This window comes from Streptomyces sp. NPDC058877 (assembly GCF_042742855.1).
Taxonomy (GTDB): domain Bacteria; phylum Actinomycetota; class Actinomycetes; order Streptomycetales; family Streptomycetaceae; genus Streptomyces.
On the sequence record NZ_JBHYMF010000087.1, the window covers coordinates 1 to 15,151 of the forward strand.

Consider the following 15,151-nt stretch of genomic DNA (forward strand, 5'->3'; position numbering starts at 1 on the left):
GGCCTTCCCCGCCGTCTCGATCCGTCCCCACGACGCCCGCTACCGCGACCTGGTGAGCGGTGCGAACCAACGCTGGACGGCCCGGCCGGAGAGCGTGCGCCTCGTCTCCTCCGGGGAGCAGGTGCGGGAGGCGGTCCAGCAGGCGGTCGACGCCGGCAAGCGGCTGACCGTGCGCGGCGGCGGTCACTGTTACGAGGACTTCGTCTTCAACGACGCCGTCGAGACGGTCCTCGACCTCTCCGAGATGAACGGGGTCCGCTACGACGAGCGGTTCCACGCCTTCGAGGTCCAGGGCGGCGCCACGCTCACCGACGTCTACGAGCGCCTCTACAAGGCGTACGGCGTCGTCGTGCCGGGTGGCGTGTGCTACTCGGTGGGGGTCGGCGGACACGTCAGCGGGGGCGGTTGGGGCATGCTCTGCCGCAGGGACGGCTTGGTCGTGGACCACCTGTACGCCGTCGAGGTGGTCGTGGTGGACGCCCGGCGCAAGGCCCGCGTGGTGGTGGCCACCCGCGAGGAGGACGACCCGCTGCGCGAGCTGTGGTGGGCCCACACCGGTGGGGGCGGCGGCAACTTCGGCGTGGTGACGCGGTACTGGTTCCGTTCCCCGGGGGCGACGGGCGGCACCCCCGGTTCGCTGTTGCCGCGGCCCCCGGCCGAGGTGCTGCTCAGCGCCGTGTCCTGGCCCTGGGAGCAACTGACGGAACGCTCCTTCACCCGTCTGGTGCGCAACTACGGCGCCTGGCACGAGGCCCATGCGACGGCCGGCGGCCCCTACGACGGGCTGGTGGCCAACCTCAGCCTGAGCCACCGCTCCCACGGCCAGATCGGCCTCCTGACCCAGATGGACGCCACCTCCCCGAACGCGCGGGAGCTGCTGGACTCCTTCCTGCGGGCCGTCTCCGACGGAGTGGGGGCGCCGCGCGGTGCGGTGACCGAGGCCATGGGCGAGCACGGGCCGATGCCGGAGTTCGCCACCCCCCAACGGCTGCCCTGGCTCCAAGCCACGCGCTATCTGGGCGTCACCAACTCGGTGCTGGTCGATCCGACCCTGCGCGGCGACCACAAGTCGGCCTACCAGCGGCGCAACCTCCCCGAGCGGCAGATCGCGACGATCCACCGGCACCTGACCCGTACGGACTTCGCCAACCCGAACGCCATGGTGCTGCTCAGCTCCTACGGCGCGGCGGTCAACTCGGTGCCCCGCACCGCCACGGCCTCCGTCCACCGCGACTCCGCGTTCAAGCTGCTCTACCAGGCGTACTGGCACTCGGCCGCGGAGGACGCGGCCAACACCGCCTGGTTGCGCGAGGTCTACGAGGAGACGTACGCCGAGACCGGCGGCGTCCCGCTCTCCGGTGCGGACACCGACGGCTGCTACGTCAACTATCCGGACATCGACCTGAACGACCCGGCCCGCAACCGGTCGGGGGTGCCCTGGAGCACGCTGTACTACGGCGAAAACTACCCGCGGCTCCAGCAGGTGAAGGCCACCTGGGATCCGACCGACTTCTTCCGCCACGGCCAGTCCGTCCGGCTGCCGGAGCGCTGACCTCCCACTCCGGTCCGTGTCGATCGCGACCCGCTGGTGTCCGGCACCAGAGAAGCCCGCTCCGCTCACCCGGTGCGGGCTTTTCTGGATTGTTTGGTCTGGTTTTTTGTTACCCTCGGAACATGGCCAGAACCAAGGAATTCGACCCCGACGTGGTGCTGCAGCGTGCGATGGACCTGTTCTGGGAGCGGGGCTACGAAGCGACCTCGATGGCCGACCTCGTCGAGCACCTGGGGATCGGCCGCGCCAGCCTCTACGGCACCTTCGGCAGCAAGCACGACCTCTACCTGGCCGCAATGCGGCGCTACCTACGGGGCAGCGAGGCTGGTTTCGTGACGGCGCTCGCACAGCCGGGACCGGCCCTTCCGGCCGTGCGCGCCTTCGTGGAGAGCTGGGTCACCGAAGCCCTGACCGACCCGAACCGCCGGGGCTGTCTCGTGGTGAACGCGGCGGTGGAACTGTCCCCCCGCGACCCCGAAGTGGCCCGCCAGGTGGAGGTGAGCTGGAGCGTCGTGGAGACGGCACTGGTCTCCTCCCTGCTGCGGGCCCAGGCCCAGGGGGAACTGGCCGCCGGCAAGGATCCGCACGAGATCGCCCAACTGCTGCTCGTGGTGATGCAGGGCATGCGGGTGATCGCGCGGGCCGCACCGGAAGCCGGACGGCTGCGGGCCGCCGCAAAGCTGGCACTGGCCTCACTGGACTGACCGGTCCAATGCCCCTGCGGCCTCCGCTTCCGCGCCCACCACACCACCCGTACGACATCGAGCTCCGGGCGTTCCACCAGAAGTCCAGCGGGAACGCCCGGAGCTCGATCCTCGTGTGAGGGGGAGGGCCACGGTTGGTCAGCTCCGCGCCCCGGGCCCCTTCCCGCCCCGCCCCGGCTCCCCGAACCAGCGCCTCAGCGCCTCCTCCAGTCCTTCCGCACCGGACCCGCCGACCGGCGCGCTCCAAGCCGCGTAGCCGTCGGGACGCAGCAGGATCGCGTCCGCGGAGGGTCCCTCCTCCGCGCGTGCCGTCACGACGTCGACCCGCCCCTCCCAACCGATGGCGGCCCGTCGCAACTCCGCCCGGTCAGCCAGGTCGAGCAGGACCCCCCGTCCGGAGTGCAGCAGGGCCGCCAGGCCCGTCGTGCCCCGGACGGTCTTCAGCCGCGTCTCGGGGATGAAGCGTCCCGCCAGCACGTCCCATGGCCGCCCGACGTCATGGGCGATGTCCGAGCCGCTCACCATGCCCGCCAGGTGGGCATTGACCTCGTCCACCTCCATGAGGGTGGCGAAGAGCCGGCGCAGCGCGTCGGTGGTCGAGCCCGGGTGCATCAGGGCCACCTGGGCACGGACGTTCTCCAACACCCCGGCGGCGACCGGGTGCCGTTCCGCGTGATAGGTGTCGAGCAACCCGGCCGGCGCGTCCCCCCTCACCTCGGCGGCCAGTTTCCAGCCCAGGTTGACGGCGTCCTGCAAGCCGGTGTTGAGTCCCTGGCCGCCCGCCGGGAAGTGCACGTGCGCGCTGTCCCCTGCCAGCAGGATGCGTCCGGCCCGGTAGCGCTCCGCCTGGAGGGCGGCGTCACTGAAGCGGGACAGGTGCCGGGGCTCGTCCATCGCGACGGCCCGTCCGGTGATCCGATCGACCTCCGAACGGAACTCCTCGAAGGTGACGGGCGAGGTGCGGTCCGGGTGCGGTCCGCGGAAGTCGTACGTGCCGACACGACTGTGGCCGGAGGGGTTGGTCCAGAAGATGGTCCAACCGCGCGGAGTGCGGTTCCAACCGCTCGGCGCGGCATGGGGCTCGGCGAGCCGAACGTCACCCATCATGCAGGAGATCGTCGGCAGCGTGCCGGTGAAGGCGATACCCGCCTTCTGCCGCACGGCGCTCCGTGCCCCGTCACAGCCGACGACCCAGCGGGCGCGCAGTCCCCCGCCCTCCCGGTCTCCTCGACGCACCGCCACTTCCACGTGGTCGCCGCTCTCCCGCACGTCGGTCACCTCGACGCCCCGCTCTATCCGGGCGCCCCACTGCAGGGCGCGCCGGGCGAAGACCGCCTCCGCATACGCCTGCGGGCTGCCGACCATCGCAGGAAACTCCTCGACCACCGGCCCCAGGTCGAGGTGGGGCAGACCACCGAAATGAAACGGAACGCTCCGCCGTGGTGCCCGTCCCGCGGCGTACGGACCGGGCTGCACCGCCTCCAGCAACCCGCGCCGGTGCAGCGTCTGCGCGGTCCTGGCGTGCAGGGTGCCCGCCTTCGATTCGCCCGAGGGTACCGACGCCTTCTCCAGGACCGTCGTGCGCACCCCGTGCAAGGCCAACTCGGCAGCGAGCAGCATCCCGACCGGCCCGCCACCCACGACCAGTACGTCCGCACGTTCCTTCTTCCCGCCCGTGTTCACGGTCTCCGACTCCCCTTCCCCCTTGCACTTCCTCGGTGCGGTCCCGGTGTGACCCGCGTCAGGCGATGCGCAGGCACTCTCCCTCGGTGGACAGTCCGACCCGGTGGTCGCGGGCCGCGGACAGGGCCACGATGCCCTGCGCCACGGAAGTGAGGGTGGTGTGGCGGTGCCACCCCCCGAACGTGCGGCCCTCGAAGTCCATCACGCCGACCTTGGTGCTGATCTCGGCAAAGTCCTCGTCGACCCGGTCGCCGAGTCGACCCAGGCGTGCGACGAAGGCCGCAGGCATGTCGGTGATGTTCGACAGCCACAGTTCCCGTGTCCGGCGTCCACCCGGACGTGGGGCACCGACCAGTCGCAGGGTGCAGGGGACGGACGGCAGCACGACGTCGACGGCACCGATCCGGGAGGGCCGGGCGCTTGTCCCTCCCCGCCCCGACCAACGGACCGGGCGTCCACCGCGCTCCGCCCCCTCGGCGAGGTGCTGCGCCGTCATCAACCGGACGTCCCGCCCCTCGCGCAGCGCGTTCCACGGGATCATCCGGGTGGCTCCGCCGACCCGCAGCACGAAGGGGACCTTCGTCGCCGACAGGTGACGCACCAACACCGCCACGTCCTCCTCCCTGGCGTCCACGACCACCGGGCGAGAGCGCAATCCCCACCGGGACAGCTCGAGTGCGGCCGAAACCGCCGCCGCCCCCCCGGTGTCGTCGGAACCGAGCTGCTCCGGTATGTCGGCGCGCCTCCTGCGCTGGGGGTCGGAGAGCCACTCGTCGGACAACCTCAGCCGCCAGTTGACCGGTGCGCTCTGCGTCTCCCCGGCCAGCCAGACCCCGTACGAACGCTGGCTGTTGACGACGCGTCCGAGCTGGGGCACGAACGACTCGGTGACTCCGACGGTGTGCTCGCCCGCCTTGAGGACGAGCATGGGCTTGACCACCCAGGCCAACGGAGCGATCGCTCGGTCAAGATCGGCGGCCAATTCCTTGCGCACCGGGACCCAGTCCCACGAAGACTTGCTGATGAAGTGGTGCAACCGCTGCTCGATCGCGCCTCCCCCGGCAGTCGAGGCGATCGAGCGCATCGACTTGCGGCTGGTCAGCGAAAGCAGTCCGGAAATGTACAGCTCGCCGTTCTGTCGCTGGTCGCGACGCGGCAGCGACATCAGCATGCGTCGGCTGTACGCGGCAACGAAGTCGTCAGCGACCTCGCTCCAAATGATCTCGTGCTCCCCCCGGCCCCCGTGTAACTCCACGACAAGATTCCCCTCCGCCGGGCATCGAATCCGGCCACTCCACCGTGACTGAATCCGAAGCCCCACTTACCTGATGGCGAGGCTCTAGTTGAACATACGTTTCGGATTTTGACCATTGCCCCCCTCTCGGTGCGACTGCTTCCGGTCACCTTCCGGCGCACCGCGACGGGCTCCACCTCACCACCCCACATCGACATCCTCCGTGCTCAAAGACATGCGAAGGCATCCGCACGCGCCGGTGGAAAGGTGGTGGAACAGTGCGGGACGGCCGACACTTCGGGCGCCGAGGGCAACGATCGACCCCCTCCAGTAAATAGACCGATCGAGCCAGAATTGATTCGACGCTCCGATGACTTCCTGACAAAAGATGGGCGACAACCGTTCGTCACGATGTCGGCCTCGGGACCCGTCCGCACCCGGGATCAGGGGGTTGCCCCACGTCTCGTGACTCCTGCCCGCTCAACGCGCCGCACAGGTGGTCGAGTTCGCCCTCCACGACAAAGACGCTCCCCGCGCGGCCGACCATCGCCGGCACCGGACCTCCGGGGGCTCGGAGGTGCTGCGCGTGTGCCGTCACCGACCCGCGGCAGACCGGGGCGGCGCCTCGACGGTCCTCTTCGCGGTGAGGGGTGATCGGCGAGGGCGAGCGAGCGGTGAACGGAGGGCGCCCACCGAGGCGGAGGGGCCGCCGGTGGCACGCTTCCCCGTGGCCCAGGCCCGTGGACCGCGGCGGGTGACGGTGCCGAGCGCCCCGGCGGCAGGTCCTCCGGCACCGCGTCGCGCGGGGCCGGGCAGCGACACCTTCACGGACCCGTGGCGTGGCCATCGGGGTGTCCGGGGCACGGGGAAGCCCCGCGTCCCGGCTCAGCCGCTCCCGGCGGGCCGTCGACGGCCCGGCATGCCATGCGGGGAGTTCAGTCCTGGACTAGGTAGAGGCTCAGGTCGGGGTTGACGAACAACTGCACGTACCCGCACGACCAGCAGATCAGCCCGGTGGCCGACTCGTTCGCCCAGGCGAGGTTGAAGAACTCCATCCCCGTGCTGTTGAGCTTCACCTCGCGCTCCCGGAAGACGTCTCCCCCACAAGTCGGGCAGTGGATCGTCCGCTCGCCTATCCGCGCGTGCACGTGCTTGGCCATGCCTCCCCCTCTCCACTTCGCCGCTCAGGCGGCAAATGCGTCCGCGGCCGGTCGTCGCCACAGCCTGACACGGTCAGGACAGCCGGAGCACTGCCGGGGCCCGGCAGATTTTACGGGTCTCCCGTGCCGGTCCGCACCCGGCCTCCAAGCGGATGCGGCGGACGCGCACGGGAACGCACCGCCCTGCCGGCCGTCAGCGACCGGGCCCGCAGCAGGGGCCGGCGGTCAGCCGTCTCGGAGGGACGGGCCCGCATCCGACGGGTGCGGGCGAAGGTCCGTCGTGAAAGCACGTGCGGTGGCGGGTGCGGCGTAGTACTCCTGGGGAGTCCGCAGACCCGTCCCTCCTCACGTGGAGTCGCCCGATGTCCGTTCGTCGCGTCGTACCCAACATCCGTTCAGAGGTTGCGCAGGAGAGTCGGGACTTCTACGGCCTGCTCGGCTTCGAGGAGGTCATGAACCACGGCTGGATCATGACGCTCGCCTCCCCGTCCAGCCCGGCGGCACAGATCAGTTTCACGGCCGGTGACAAGACGGCGCCCCTCACCCCGGACATGAGCGTGGAGGTGGACGACGTGGACGCGGCCTACGCGGTCATGCAGGAGCGTGGCGCGGAGATCGTCCACCCCCTGCAGGACGAGGAGTGGGGGGTGCGGCGGTTCTTCGTCCGCGACCCCAACGGCCGTGTGGTCAACGTGCTGGGGCACCGCTGACGCCCTTTCGGCCCCGGGGGCGGGCCGAGGGGCGTACGGGGTCAGCCCATCATCTTCATGTCCGCGCCCGAGGGGCTCAGACCGGGGACCAGCACCCCCGGGAAGAGGCCCAGGGCCGTCACGACGGCCAGGGCCACGAACACCACGCCGACCACGGTGGCGAAGACGGTTCCGAGTCGCCACAGCTTCTCCACGAAGATGACCACCGAGACCGCCGCCATCGCCGCCATGTTCATCGAACCGAGCGGCACCAGCACGATCATCAGCCCCCAGCAGCAGCCCACGCAGTACAGCCCGTGGTGCATCCCCACCCGCAGGTCCCGCGCCCGGGGCCGATAGGCCGCGTACCGCATCAACTGGCCCAGGGGGCTGCGGCAGTGGCGCAGGCAGAGGTCCTTGAGGGGGCTGAACTGCTGGAGCCCGGCAAGGAGGAAGGCCGTTGCACCGATCCACCGTCCTGCGGTCGGGTGTCCGGCGACCAGCTCTCCGGTCAGTGCCAGGATGCCGTAGACGAGCAGCCCGAAGAGCGTCCAGGCAAGGACGTAACCACCGGCGAACTCGGCGGTCCGGGCCGCACGCACGTATCCCGAGGACTGGCGGCCGATCGACCGGACCCAGGTGACCGCCACCGGGGCCACGGACGGGAACATCATGGCGGCCATCATCACCGCCCACAACAGCAGGAAGAAGGGCAGCGCCATCCCCATCGTCCCCGCCCCGGTGCCTATGTCGCCGGCCTGCGCGACGACCACGAGCCAGCAGAACAGGGCGATCAGCCCCATCAAGGACCAGGCGACGACGAACTTGCGGGCCGGAAGCAGGTTGCCGGAGCGGAGGGGAGGGACGGTGCTGGCCGCGTCGCGCGTCATGGTTCCAGCGGAGCACTCCGCCGGCCCGGACGCACGCCGGGGGCGGAGCCGGCGACGAGGTGCGATCACCGGGCTGCCCGACGACAATGGAACCGTACGGCCCGGTGCGCCGAGTGCGCGGTGAGGCTCGGGCTTTCGTGGACCTCGTGTCTCCTCCGTTCCCGTGACGTGTGATCGGCCCCCGCGTGGGCGTGTGCGGCTGCCGGGCGCAAGGAGGTGGTGACATGACCGGGACGGCACCGACGATCCCCTCGTGGCACGTGTCCGGAGACTGGTTCGACACCTGTAGGTGCGACGTCCCCTGCCCGTGCTCGTTCGCCCAGCCCCCCACGTACGGGGAGTGCGACGGCGTCCTGGCGTGGCACGTCCGTGAGGGACGCTACGGAGACGTCCGCCTGGACGGCCTCAACGTACTCATGGTGGCCTCGTTCGTCGGCAACATCTGGACCGAGCACTCCGATGCCTACGGGGCGGTCTTCCTCGACGAACGGGCCGACGACGGGCAGCGCGAAGCCCTTCAAATGATCTTCGGGGGACAGGCGGGCAGCTGGCCGCAACAGATGTTCACCATGTTCGCGGGCGAGATGAAGGGCATGGACGTCGCCTCCATCGCGTTCGAGGTGGACGACGACCTCGGCAGTTGGCGGGTCTCCGTCCCCGACAAGGTGGAGGCGGGCGCCACCGCCCTCACCGGACCGACCACCCCCGAGGGCGCACGCGTGCAGACGACGAACCTGCCGGGTTCCGAGACGGGCCCCGGCCAGGTGGCGACCTGGGGGCGTTCCACTACCGACCGCGTGGACGCCTTCGGCTTCCAGTGGAGCCGCGAGGGCCAGTCGAGCAAGCACATCCCGTTCGACTGGAGCGGCCCCGACTGATCGGGGCGACCTGATCCGGCCCGATCCGGCCAGCCCGATCCGGTCGACCTGGTCCGGTCGGCCGGAAAGGCCGTCCCGGCGCGGCACGGGGGCACCGGGGCGGCAGGACTCCGCAGGACTTCGAGGGTGCAGCAGACAGGACCGGCGGGAGTCACGGACCGGCGGGAGTCGGGGCGGACCGGGTCCGGCGAGATCCTCTAGGCGCGAGGTCCGCTAGGCGTAGGCGGCAGGGGCCTGTTGCTCCAGGAAGCCGTTCACGAGGTCCACGTACGTCGTCGGGTGACTGATGTGCGGGATGTGCCCGGCTCCGGCGAAGACGTGGCACCGGGCCCCGGGCAGCGTCTCGGCCAGCCGGTCGACGATGGCGCCGAAGAAGGGCGGGCTCTCCGTTCCCCTGGTGAGCAGCACGGGTCCGGCATGGGCGTGCAGCCGCTCCAGGTCGACGGCGGCCCAGTCCGGGTCCGCCTGCTCGTCGAGGAAGGTCGGAGCATTGGTGAGGAAGGTCTCGCGCAGCCGCTGCGGGATCTGGTCCCACATGCCCGGCCCGAAGGCCACTTCTTCCACGAACCGTCGTGCCCCCGCGGCGTAGTCGCCCTTCCGCAGGAGGTCGAGGACTCCGTCGATCCGTTCTCCGGCAGCGGTCATCATCGCCCGGAGTTCCGGAACGTCGGGGACGACCTCCAGGAGCGGCGGCTCGTGGACGACGATGCGGCGAAAAAGCCCTGGTCGCCGGGCGGCGAGCCCGATGACCACGGAGGCGCCGAACGAACTGCCCACGACGCGGGCCGGGGCGACCCCCAGGGCTTCCATCAGCGCGGCGAGGTCCTCTTCGTCTTCGTACCGCGAGCCCGGACCGTCGGTGCGGTCGCTCTGGCTGTGGCCGCGCCGGTCGTAGGCGAACACCCGGTGGGTCGACGCGAGCCCGTGGACGACCGGGTCCCAGTTGTGGTGGTCGCCCCATGAGCCGTGGACCAGCACGAGCGGCTCTCCCCCGCCGACCGCCTGGTAGAACAGTCCTACTCCGTTGACGTCGACCTTGGGCATGGCTCACCGTCCGGGTCCAGGGGGTTCGCATCGCCCCTCGTCTTCCAGCCAACGCCTCCGGGGGCGCCCGCACAAGCGTTACGGACCGGTAGTCGGTGGGGAGCCGCCCGCCCGACGAGAGGGTCCTCGGTCGGGGCAGCAGATCGTCGGTTTCGCTCCCGGCGTCCCGGCGCCGTCGAGGGTCCCTCCTCGACCGCTCACCGGCACCACTCGATTCGGACGGCTCGAACGAAGAAGGGGTGCGTCCGGGAGGCTGTGGGGTTCCTCCTCCGCACAACTCGCCCCATCCGCCGTGCGGTTCGTCCGCGGAGTGTTCCTGCACGTCGACGGCGGTGCGGCCGTGGCGTGATAGGAGTGGACCCGGAGGTGGAACGGGTGAGGATAGGCGAGTTGGCCCGGGCGACCGGGGCGACGCCGCGTGCGCTGCGGCACTACGAGCAGGCGGGGTTGATCTCCTCCGAACGGACCCCCAACGGCTACCGCGTCTACGACGAACGGGCGGTGGTACGGGTCCGCAACATCCGCTCCCTGGTCACCGCCGGGCTCACCCTCGACGACGTGCGGGTGTTCCTTCCCTGTCTGGACGGCGACGTGGCTGCCGCGCCTCCGTCGGACAAGGGCCTGCGGGTCGCCCGGGCGCGGCTGGCGGTCCTCAACGAGCGGATCGCCGCCCAGACCGAGACCCGTGACCGCTTGGAAGCCGCGCTCCGCCACCGGACCGGCGGCCCCGTCCGCCCGGTGTCCTGAACCCCGTCGCTCCGTACCGGGGGCGGCATCGAGCACTCCCTCGACGGTGGACTTCCCACACCCTGCACACGGCCCGCTGCTCACGCCCCACGCGGTCCGCAGCACCGTCCCGGCGTCGCCACGCATGCGGTATACGGCGTGACCGAGCGTGAATTTCACGGAAACCGTGCCCTTCGGCCCTCCAGCGGCAACTAAGCAGCAGGGGAACGTGCACTCGGCCGCCCCTCTCGGCCGAAGGAACCACGAAGGGCTACACGACGTGCGTACGACCACAGGACGCCACCGCAGGACCCGCGCGCTTCCGGCCGGACTGGCCGTTGCTCTGGCTGCCGGGGGTGCGGGCACCTACCTGGCCTCCGTGCACGACGGCGCGGACGCGGCGACCGCCGGCCCGGTCGTGGTGTCCACGACCGCGGCGCTGGAGAAGGCCTTCGCCGAAGCGGGCCCGGGAACGACGATCCGGTTGCGGGCGGGCACCTACCGCCCGACGAGGACCCTGAAGAGCCAGGCGGACGGCACCGCGACCCGGCGCATCACCGTCAGCGCCTACGGCACGGAGAAGGCGGTCGTCGACGGCTCGCGACTCCCGAAGGGGCAGTGGCTGGTCGCCATCGGCGGGGACCACTGGACCTTGTCGAACCTGACCTTCCGGAACTCGCCCGCGCAAGGCGTGGTGGTGACCTCCTCCACCGGAGGCGTCTTCGAGAACCTGGTCACGCACGACAACGGCGACTCGGGCTTCACCCTGCGCGGAGACGACACCAACGACAACCTGATCGAGAACCTGGACTCCTACCGCAACTACGACCCGGCACACCACGGCCAGAACGCGGACGGCCTGGCCATCAAGTTCGGCTCGGGCAGCAACAACAAGGTCGTCGCCGCACGACTCTTCGACAACGCCGACGACGGCCTGGACCTGTGGCAGTGGGCCAGCCCCGTCCGCATCGAGCGGACCTGGGCCTACGGCAACGGCGTGAACCGCTGGAAGGACACCGCCTTCGAGGGCAACGGCAACGGATTCAAGCTCGGCGGGGGCGGCGCGAACGCGGCGCACGTCGTCACCGGCAACGCCGCATGGAACAACACCGCGCACGGTTTCACGGAGAACAGCAACCCGGGCGCACTGCGACTGCACGCCAACACCGCCTACGCCAACGGCGCCGACGGCTACTTCTTCTTGACCTCACCCTCACGCCTCTCCAGGAACCTCGCCGTACACAACACCCGCGCCACCGCCAAGATCGGCAGCCGCGTCGTGAGCGCCGCGAACACCTGGGACACGGACCCCGAGGGCGTTCACTCCGCCGCCCTGCTGCGCAGCACCGACCCCAGCAGCGCGTACGGGCCGCGCCGTGCGGACGGTTCGCTGCCCGAGACCCGGTTCCTCACCACCGGCACCACGACCATCGGCGCCGCCATGAAGTAGCCCCACGGCCCACGTCCCTGTCCGGCTGCCTCGCTGCCCCGCTGCCTCCGGGGCGGCCGGACCCGAGCAGAACGCGGACGGCGGGGACGGCGGGCCCCGAGCGGCCGGACGGGCGCGCCGACGCTCAGGGCGTGCCGGGCGTCCCGGTGGGCGCGGCTGGAGCCGGGCAGGCCACCGTGCCGGGGCGGACGGAGAGGGAGAGCTTCGGGGTCGTGAGGAGCCCCGGGAGTTGGAAGTCCTGGGCGGTGCCGACGATCCGGTCGAACTTGGCGTAGCGCGCCTGGATGCCGAAGCGGTGCTGCGGGCTGTTCAGCGGGTTGACCACGTAGGCGCCGGTGGCGTCCTTGACGGTCTTGACGTCGGCTCCGTTGGTGTTGAGGTCGACGATCCCGTCCATGTCGAGGACGCCGGTGGCGCTGCGCAGGTCGAGGACGGTGTTCTTCGTCCGGATCTCCCAGGAGCCCGGGTCGTCGTCGCCGAGGGTGAGCAGCAGGGTGTACGTGGTTCCTGCGATCTGTTGCCGTTGGCTCAGGCAGAGGCCGTTGATCACTCCGTCCGCGAAGCCCATGCGGAGCACCCGTTCGGTTCCGGTGGAGCCGTCGGGCCGCACGACGGTCTGGTCGACGACGGCGGCGCCGTACTGCGTTCCGTAGAGGCTGCTGGTGGTGAAGTCGACGGGCCGGTCCTGGATCCGGAGGTCGACGGCCAGGGCTCCGGTGGCCATGGCGGAGCCGATGCCGCCCGCGGCGAGGAGGGCGGGCACGGCGACGGCGAGGGACCGGCGCCAGTGGGTGCGCCCCGGGGGGCGGGCGTCTCCGGACGGTGCGGGCGGGTTCATGGGGTGGTCACCGTGATGGTTCCGGGGAGGTGGACGGGGTTGTCGGTGGATTCGAGGGCCGCGTGGTCGTCGACCGTGCGGATGGCGTAGATGTCGCCGGCGAAGTCCTCGGCGCCGGCGGTGAGCGGGATGAGGGAACCGAAGAAGTCGAGCAGCCCCTGCACCCCGCAGATCTTGACCAGGACGCGGACGCAGACGTTGCTGATGTCCCCCCACATGGTGGTGGTCTCGGCCTTTCCGGCGCTGTCGTAGCCGCCGAGCGAGCCCTCCCCCGGCACGTCGATGGTGACGGTGTGCCCGGACGCCCGCTGGACCACCTTCATGTGCGAGCGGATCTTCAGCTTGGTGAAGGTGTACTGGGTGGTGGTGCGCGTCGAGCCGTCGGAGAGCCGGATGGTGACGTTCTTGTCGACGGTCATCGAGACGGCGACCATGCTGTCGATGGTGACGTGCAGCGGGTCCGGGCTGGGCAGGAAGGGCACGCCCAGCGGCTCGACCTGAGCGGACGCGCCGGAGGCGCTGCTCGGTTGGCCGGACCAGACGGCCGTGACCACCGCGAGGAGCAGGGCGACGGCCACGGCGAGGGCCCTGGGCCGTGCCCCTGGGCCCCGGGGCCTCATCCTTCCACCGCCTGCCGTCGGGGGCGCTTGACGCCCCAGCCGACCATCATGGAACCGCCGAGCACGCCGAGCGCCATGCCGAGCAGGAAGCCACCCAGGTTGGAGACGACCAGCGAGACGACCGCGAGGACCACGCCGATGAGCCCGAAGGTGTACCGCTGGGCGGGCAGCGCCAGCGGAATGAGTCCGCACAGGATCATCCCGCCACCGACGAGGTAACCGGCCACTCCGCCGAAGCCGGTGCTCACGATCAACTGCAGGGAGCTGAGCGAGAACTTGAGGACGGTCCAACCACCGGCGACCAGCCACACCCCGCCCCAGAAGGGTCGGGTGCGGCGGAACGCCCGGAACCAGGCGCGCACGGCCTTCGCCCGGCTCAACATGCGGTTGCCGTTCCCGCGACGACCCTGATCTTCAGGTTGGGCAGCACGAGCGCTCCGGCCATCTCGGCGTCGTACGCGGTGGCGTTGAGGCCGTGCAGCCGGATGGAGCTGCCGCCCTCGCCGCCGGCCGAACCGAGGCCGAAGCCGCCGGGCAGCGCGCCGGTGAGCGGCTTGCCGGCGACGGTGACCTGGTCGGCGGACTGGCCGAGCACCGCGTTCTGGAGGGTGGTGGGTCCGTACGCCTGGAGTTCGGTGGCCTGGATGTAGAGGTTCGAGGCGTCGATGTCGGTCGTGAAGGTGGCGGGCGGGGTCGCGGCCACCTCCTGGCCGCCCGTCAGGAGCAGCGAGTAGGGAACGCCGGCGATCGTTTGGTGGACGATGCCGCAGAGTCCGGCGAGACCGGCGCTGGCGAAACCGACGCGCGCCATGGCGGTGTTCGTGGTGGTGGTGCCGTCCGGGCGCCCGACGGCCGGGGTGTTGACGACGGCACCGAAGCCGCTGCCCTCGACCCCGTTGGAGGTGAGGGTGAAGGGCTGCCCGGTGACGCTGAAGTTGGCGGCGAGCGCACCCTGGGCGAGTGCGGCGCCGAGGGCGCCGACGGCGAGGACCGAGGGGACGAAGGCGAGTGCGCCGCGCCGCCAGCGGGTGCCGCGGCGGCTGCCGTCGGCGGCCTCGGCGAGCATGCGGGCGTTCCAATCGGCGAGGGCACGGCCGCTGTGGGCGTGTGCTTTCGCGAGGGACGGACCGAGGCGGCGGGCGCCGGAGAGGAGGCCCGGGTCGGAGGGGAAGTGGTTCATGCCGATCCGCTCCCCGTGGGCAGGGGCGTCTCGGCGGGCCGGATGCGGCGTGCGGAGCGCCGCCGCTTGGTGGGCTTCTCCGGCAGCCAGGCGAAGGCCATGGAGCCGCCGAGGACGGAGAGGACCATGCCGACGAAGAGTCCACCGAGGTTGGACAGCGGGAAGGAGGCGACTCCGGTGATCACCGCGATGACGCCCGCGGTGTGGCGCTGGCCGGGAAGCAGCAGGATGAGCAGGGCCATCGCCATCAGGACGACGCCGCCCGCCATTCCCGCGATGCCGCCGATGCCGACCTGGAGGATCTTGCCGAGGGGCGCCAGGGGCAGGAAGAGGATGACGAAGCCGCCGAGTCCGGTCCAGACGGCCGCCCAGAACGGCCGGGTGCGGCGCCAGTGGCGGAACGCGCGGCGGGCACGGAGCGTACGGCCCCGGGTGGGCCCCTCGGTCGGTTCGGACGGCGGTTCGATGGTCATGGGGGCCTCGCAGCGGTGGGTCGGGGCGGA

16 protein-coding genes are annotated in these 15,151 nt (G+C 71.1%); 6 read left to right on the forward strand and 10 right to left on the reverse strand.

Going from position 1 to position 15,151, the window contains the following annotated elements:
• Together ACFW2Y_RS20685 and ACFW2Y_RS20690 are read left to right on the forward strand one after the other, a co-directional pair.
• On the forward strand, positions 1–1,552 hold a 1,552-nt coding region (locus ACFW2Y_RS20685; protein ID WP_384881051.1), incomplete at its 5' end, for an FAD-binding oxidoreductase.
• A 122-nt stretch (positions 1,553–1,674) separates the two neighbouring features.
• Positions 1,675–2,256 carry a TetR/AcrR family transcriptional regulator gene (locus ACFW2Y_RS20690; RefSeq protein WP_384881054.1) on the forward strand — a complete coding sequence of 194 codons (582 nt, stop codon included), beginning with the start codon at positions 1,675–1,677 and terminating at the stop codon, positions 2,254–2,256.
• A 138-nt stretch (positions 2,257–2,394) separates the two neighbouring features.
• Here ACFW2Y_RS20690 and ACFW2Y_RS20695 read toward each other — a convergent pair whose 3' ends face one another.
• From ACFW2Y_RS20695 to ACFW2Y_RS20705, 3 genes are all read right to left on the reverse strand, one after another.
• A complete protein-coding gene (locus tag ACFW2Y_RS20695; protein WP_384881057.1) occupies positions 2,395–3,939 on the reverse strand; it encodes an FAD-dependent oxidoreductase in 1,545 nt (514 codons plus the stop codon).
• Positions 3,940–3,997: 58 nt separating this feature from the next.
• Positions 3,998–5,194: an IS701 family transposase gene (locus tag ACFW2Y_RS20700; RefSeq protein WP_384881060.1), complete on the reverse strand. Its 1,197-nt coding sequence runs from the start codon at positions 5,192–5,194 to the stop codon at positions 3,998–4,000.
• 914 nt (positions 5,195–6,108) lie between these two features.
• Positions 6,109–6,333, reverse strand: coding sequence for a hypothetical protein (locus ACFW2Y_RS20705; protein ID WP_384881062.1), 225 nt, complete (start codon positions 6,331–6,333; stop codon positions 6,109–6,111).
• A gap of 362 nt (positions 6,334–6,695) precedes the next feature.
• Here ACFW2Y_RS20705 and ACFW2Y_RS20710 point away from each other — a divergent pair, with 362 nt between their 5' ends.
• A complete protein-coding gene (locus ACFW2Y_RS20710; RefSeq protein ID WP_384881065.1) occupies positions 6,696–7,043 on the forward strand; it encodes a VOC family protein in 348 nt (115 codons plus the stop codon).
• A gap of 41 nt (positions 7,044–7,084) precedes the next feature.
• On the opposite strand, the gene ACFW2Y_RS20715 is transcribed toward ACFW2Y_RS20710, so the two are convergent.
• Entirely contained in the window at positions 7,085–7,912 is an 828-nt protein-coding gene (locus tag ACFW2Y_RS20715; RefSeq protein WP_384881067.1) for a DUF2182 domain-containing protein, read from the reverse strand.
• Positions 7,913–8,136: 224 nt separating this feature from the next.
• Between ACFW2Y_RS20715 and ACFW2Y_RS20720 the strand changes: the two genes are divergently transcribed.
• Positions 8,137–8,790, forward strand: a complete 654-nt coding sequence (locus tag ACFW2Y_RS20720) for a DUF1326 domain-containing protein (RefSeq protein WP_384881070.1) — start codon at positions 8,137–8,139, stop codon at positions 8,788–8,790.
• 213 nt (positions 8,791–9,003) lie between these two features.
• Here the strand turns inward: ACFW2Y_RS20720 and ACFW2Y_RS20725 are convergent, their stop codons facing one another.
• Positions 9,004–9,834, reverse strand: a complete 831-nt coding sequence (locus ACFW2Y_RS20725) for an alpha/beta fold hydrolase (RefSeq protein ID WP_384881073.1) — start codon at positions 9,832–9,834, stop codon at positions 9,004–9,006.
• Between the two features lie 375 nt (positions 9,835–10,209).
• Here ACFW2Y_RS20725 and ACFW2Y_RS20730 point away from each other — a divergent pair, with 375 nt between their 5' ends.
• On the forward strand, positions 10,210–10,581 hold the full coding sequence (locus ACFW2Y_RS20730) for a MerR family transcriptional regulator (RefSeq protein ID WP_384881130.1): 372 nt from the start codon (positions 10,210–10,212) through the stop codon (positions 10,579–10,581).
• Between the two features lie 259 nt (positions 10,582–10,840).
• Positions 10,841–12,010, forward strand: coding sequence for a right-handed parallel beta-helix repeat-containing protein (locus ACFW2Y_RS20735; RefSeq protein ID WP_384881075.1), 1,170 nt, complete (start codon positions 10,841–10,843; stop codon positions 12,008–12,010).
• A 124-nt stretch (positions 12,011–12,134) separates the two neighbouring features.
• On the opposite strand, the gene ACFW2Y_RS20740 is transcribed toward ACFW2Y_RS20735, so the two are convergent.
• The 5 genes from ACFW2Y_RS20740 to ACFW2Y_RS20760 are packed head-to-tail and all read right to left on the reverse strand — an operon-like array spanning position 12,135 to position 15,121.
• Positions 12,135–12,848 (reverse strand): DUF6230 family protein, encoded by a 714-nt coding sequence (locus ACFW2Y_RS20740; protein WP_384881078.1) that lies wholly within the window; start codon positions 12,846–12,848, stop codon positions 12,135–12,137.
• Positions 12,845–13,426, reverse strand: a complete 582-nt coding sequence (locus ACFW2Y_RS20745; RefSeq protein ID WP_384881081.1) for a hypothetical protein — start codon at positions 13,424–13,426, stop codon at positions 12,845–12,847. The genes ACFW2Y_RS20740 and ACFW2Y_RS20745 overlap by 4 nt, the downstream gene beginning before the upstream one ends.
• Before the next feature lie 38 nt (positions 13,427–13,464).
• The gene (locus ACFW2Y_RS20750; protein ID WP_384881083.1) at positions 13,465–13,851 is read right to left on the reverse strand and encodes a DUF6114 domain-containing protein; all 387 of its coding nucleotides are present in this window, start codon (positions 13,849–13,851) and stop codon (positions 13,465–13,467) included.
• Entirely contained in the window at positions 13,845–14,648 is an 804-nt protein-coding gene (locus ACFW2Y_RS20755; protein ID WP_384881085.1) for a DUF6230 family protein, read from the reverse strand. Before ACFW2Y_RS20755 ends, ACFW2Y_RS20750 begins: the two co-directional genes overlap by 7 nt.
• Complete coding sequence (locus tag ACFW2Y_RS20760) at positions 14,645–15,121, reverse strand: DUF6114 domain-containing protein (RefSeq protein WP_384881087.1); 477 nt, start codon at positions 15,119–15,121, stop codon at positions 14,645–14,647. The genes ACFW2Y_RS20755 and ACFW2Y_RS20760 overlap by 4 nt, the downstream gene beginning before the upstream one ends.
• Between the last annotated feature and the right edge of the window lie 30 nt (positions 15,122–15,151).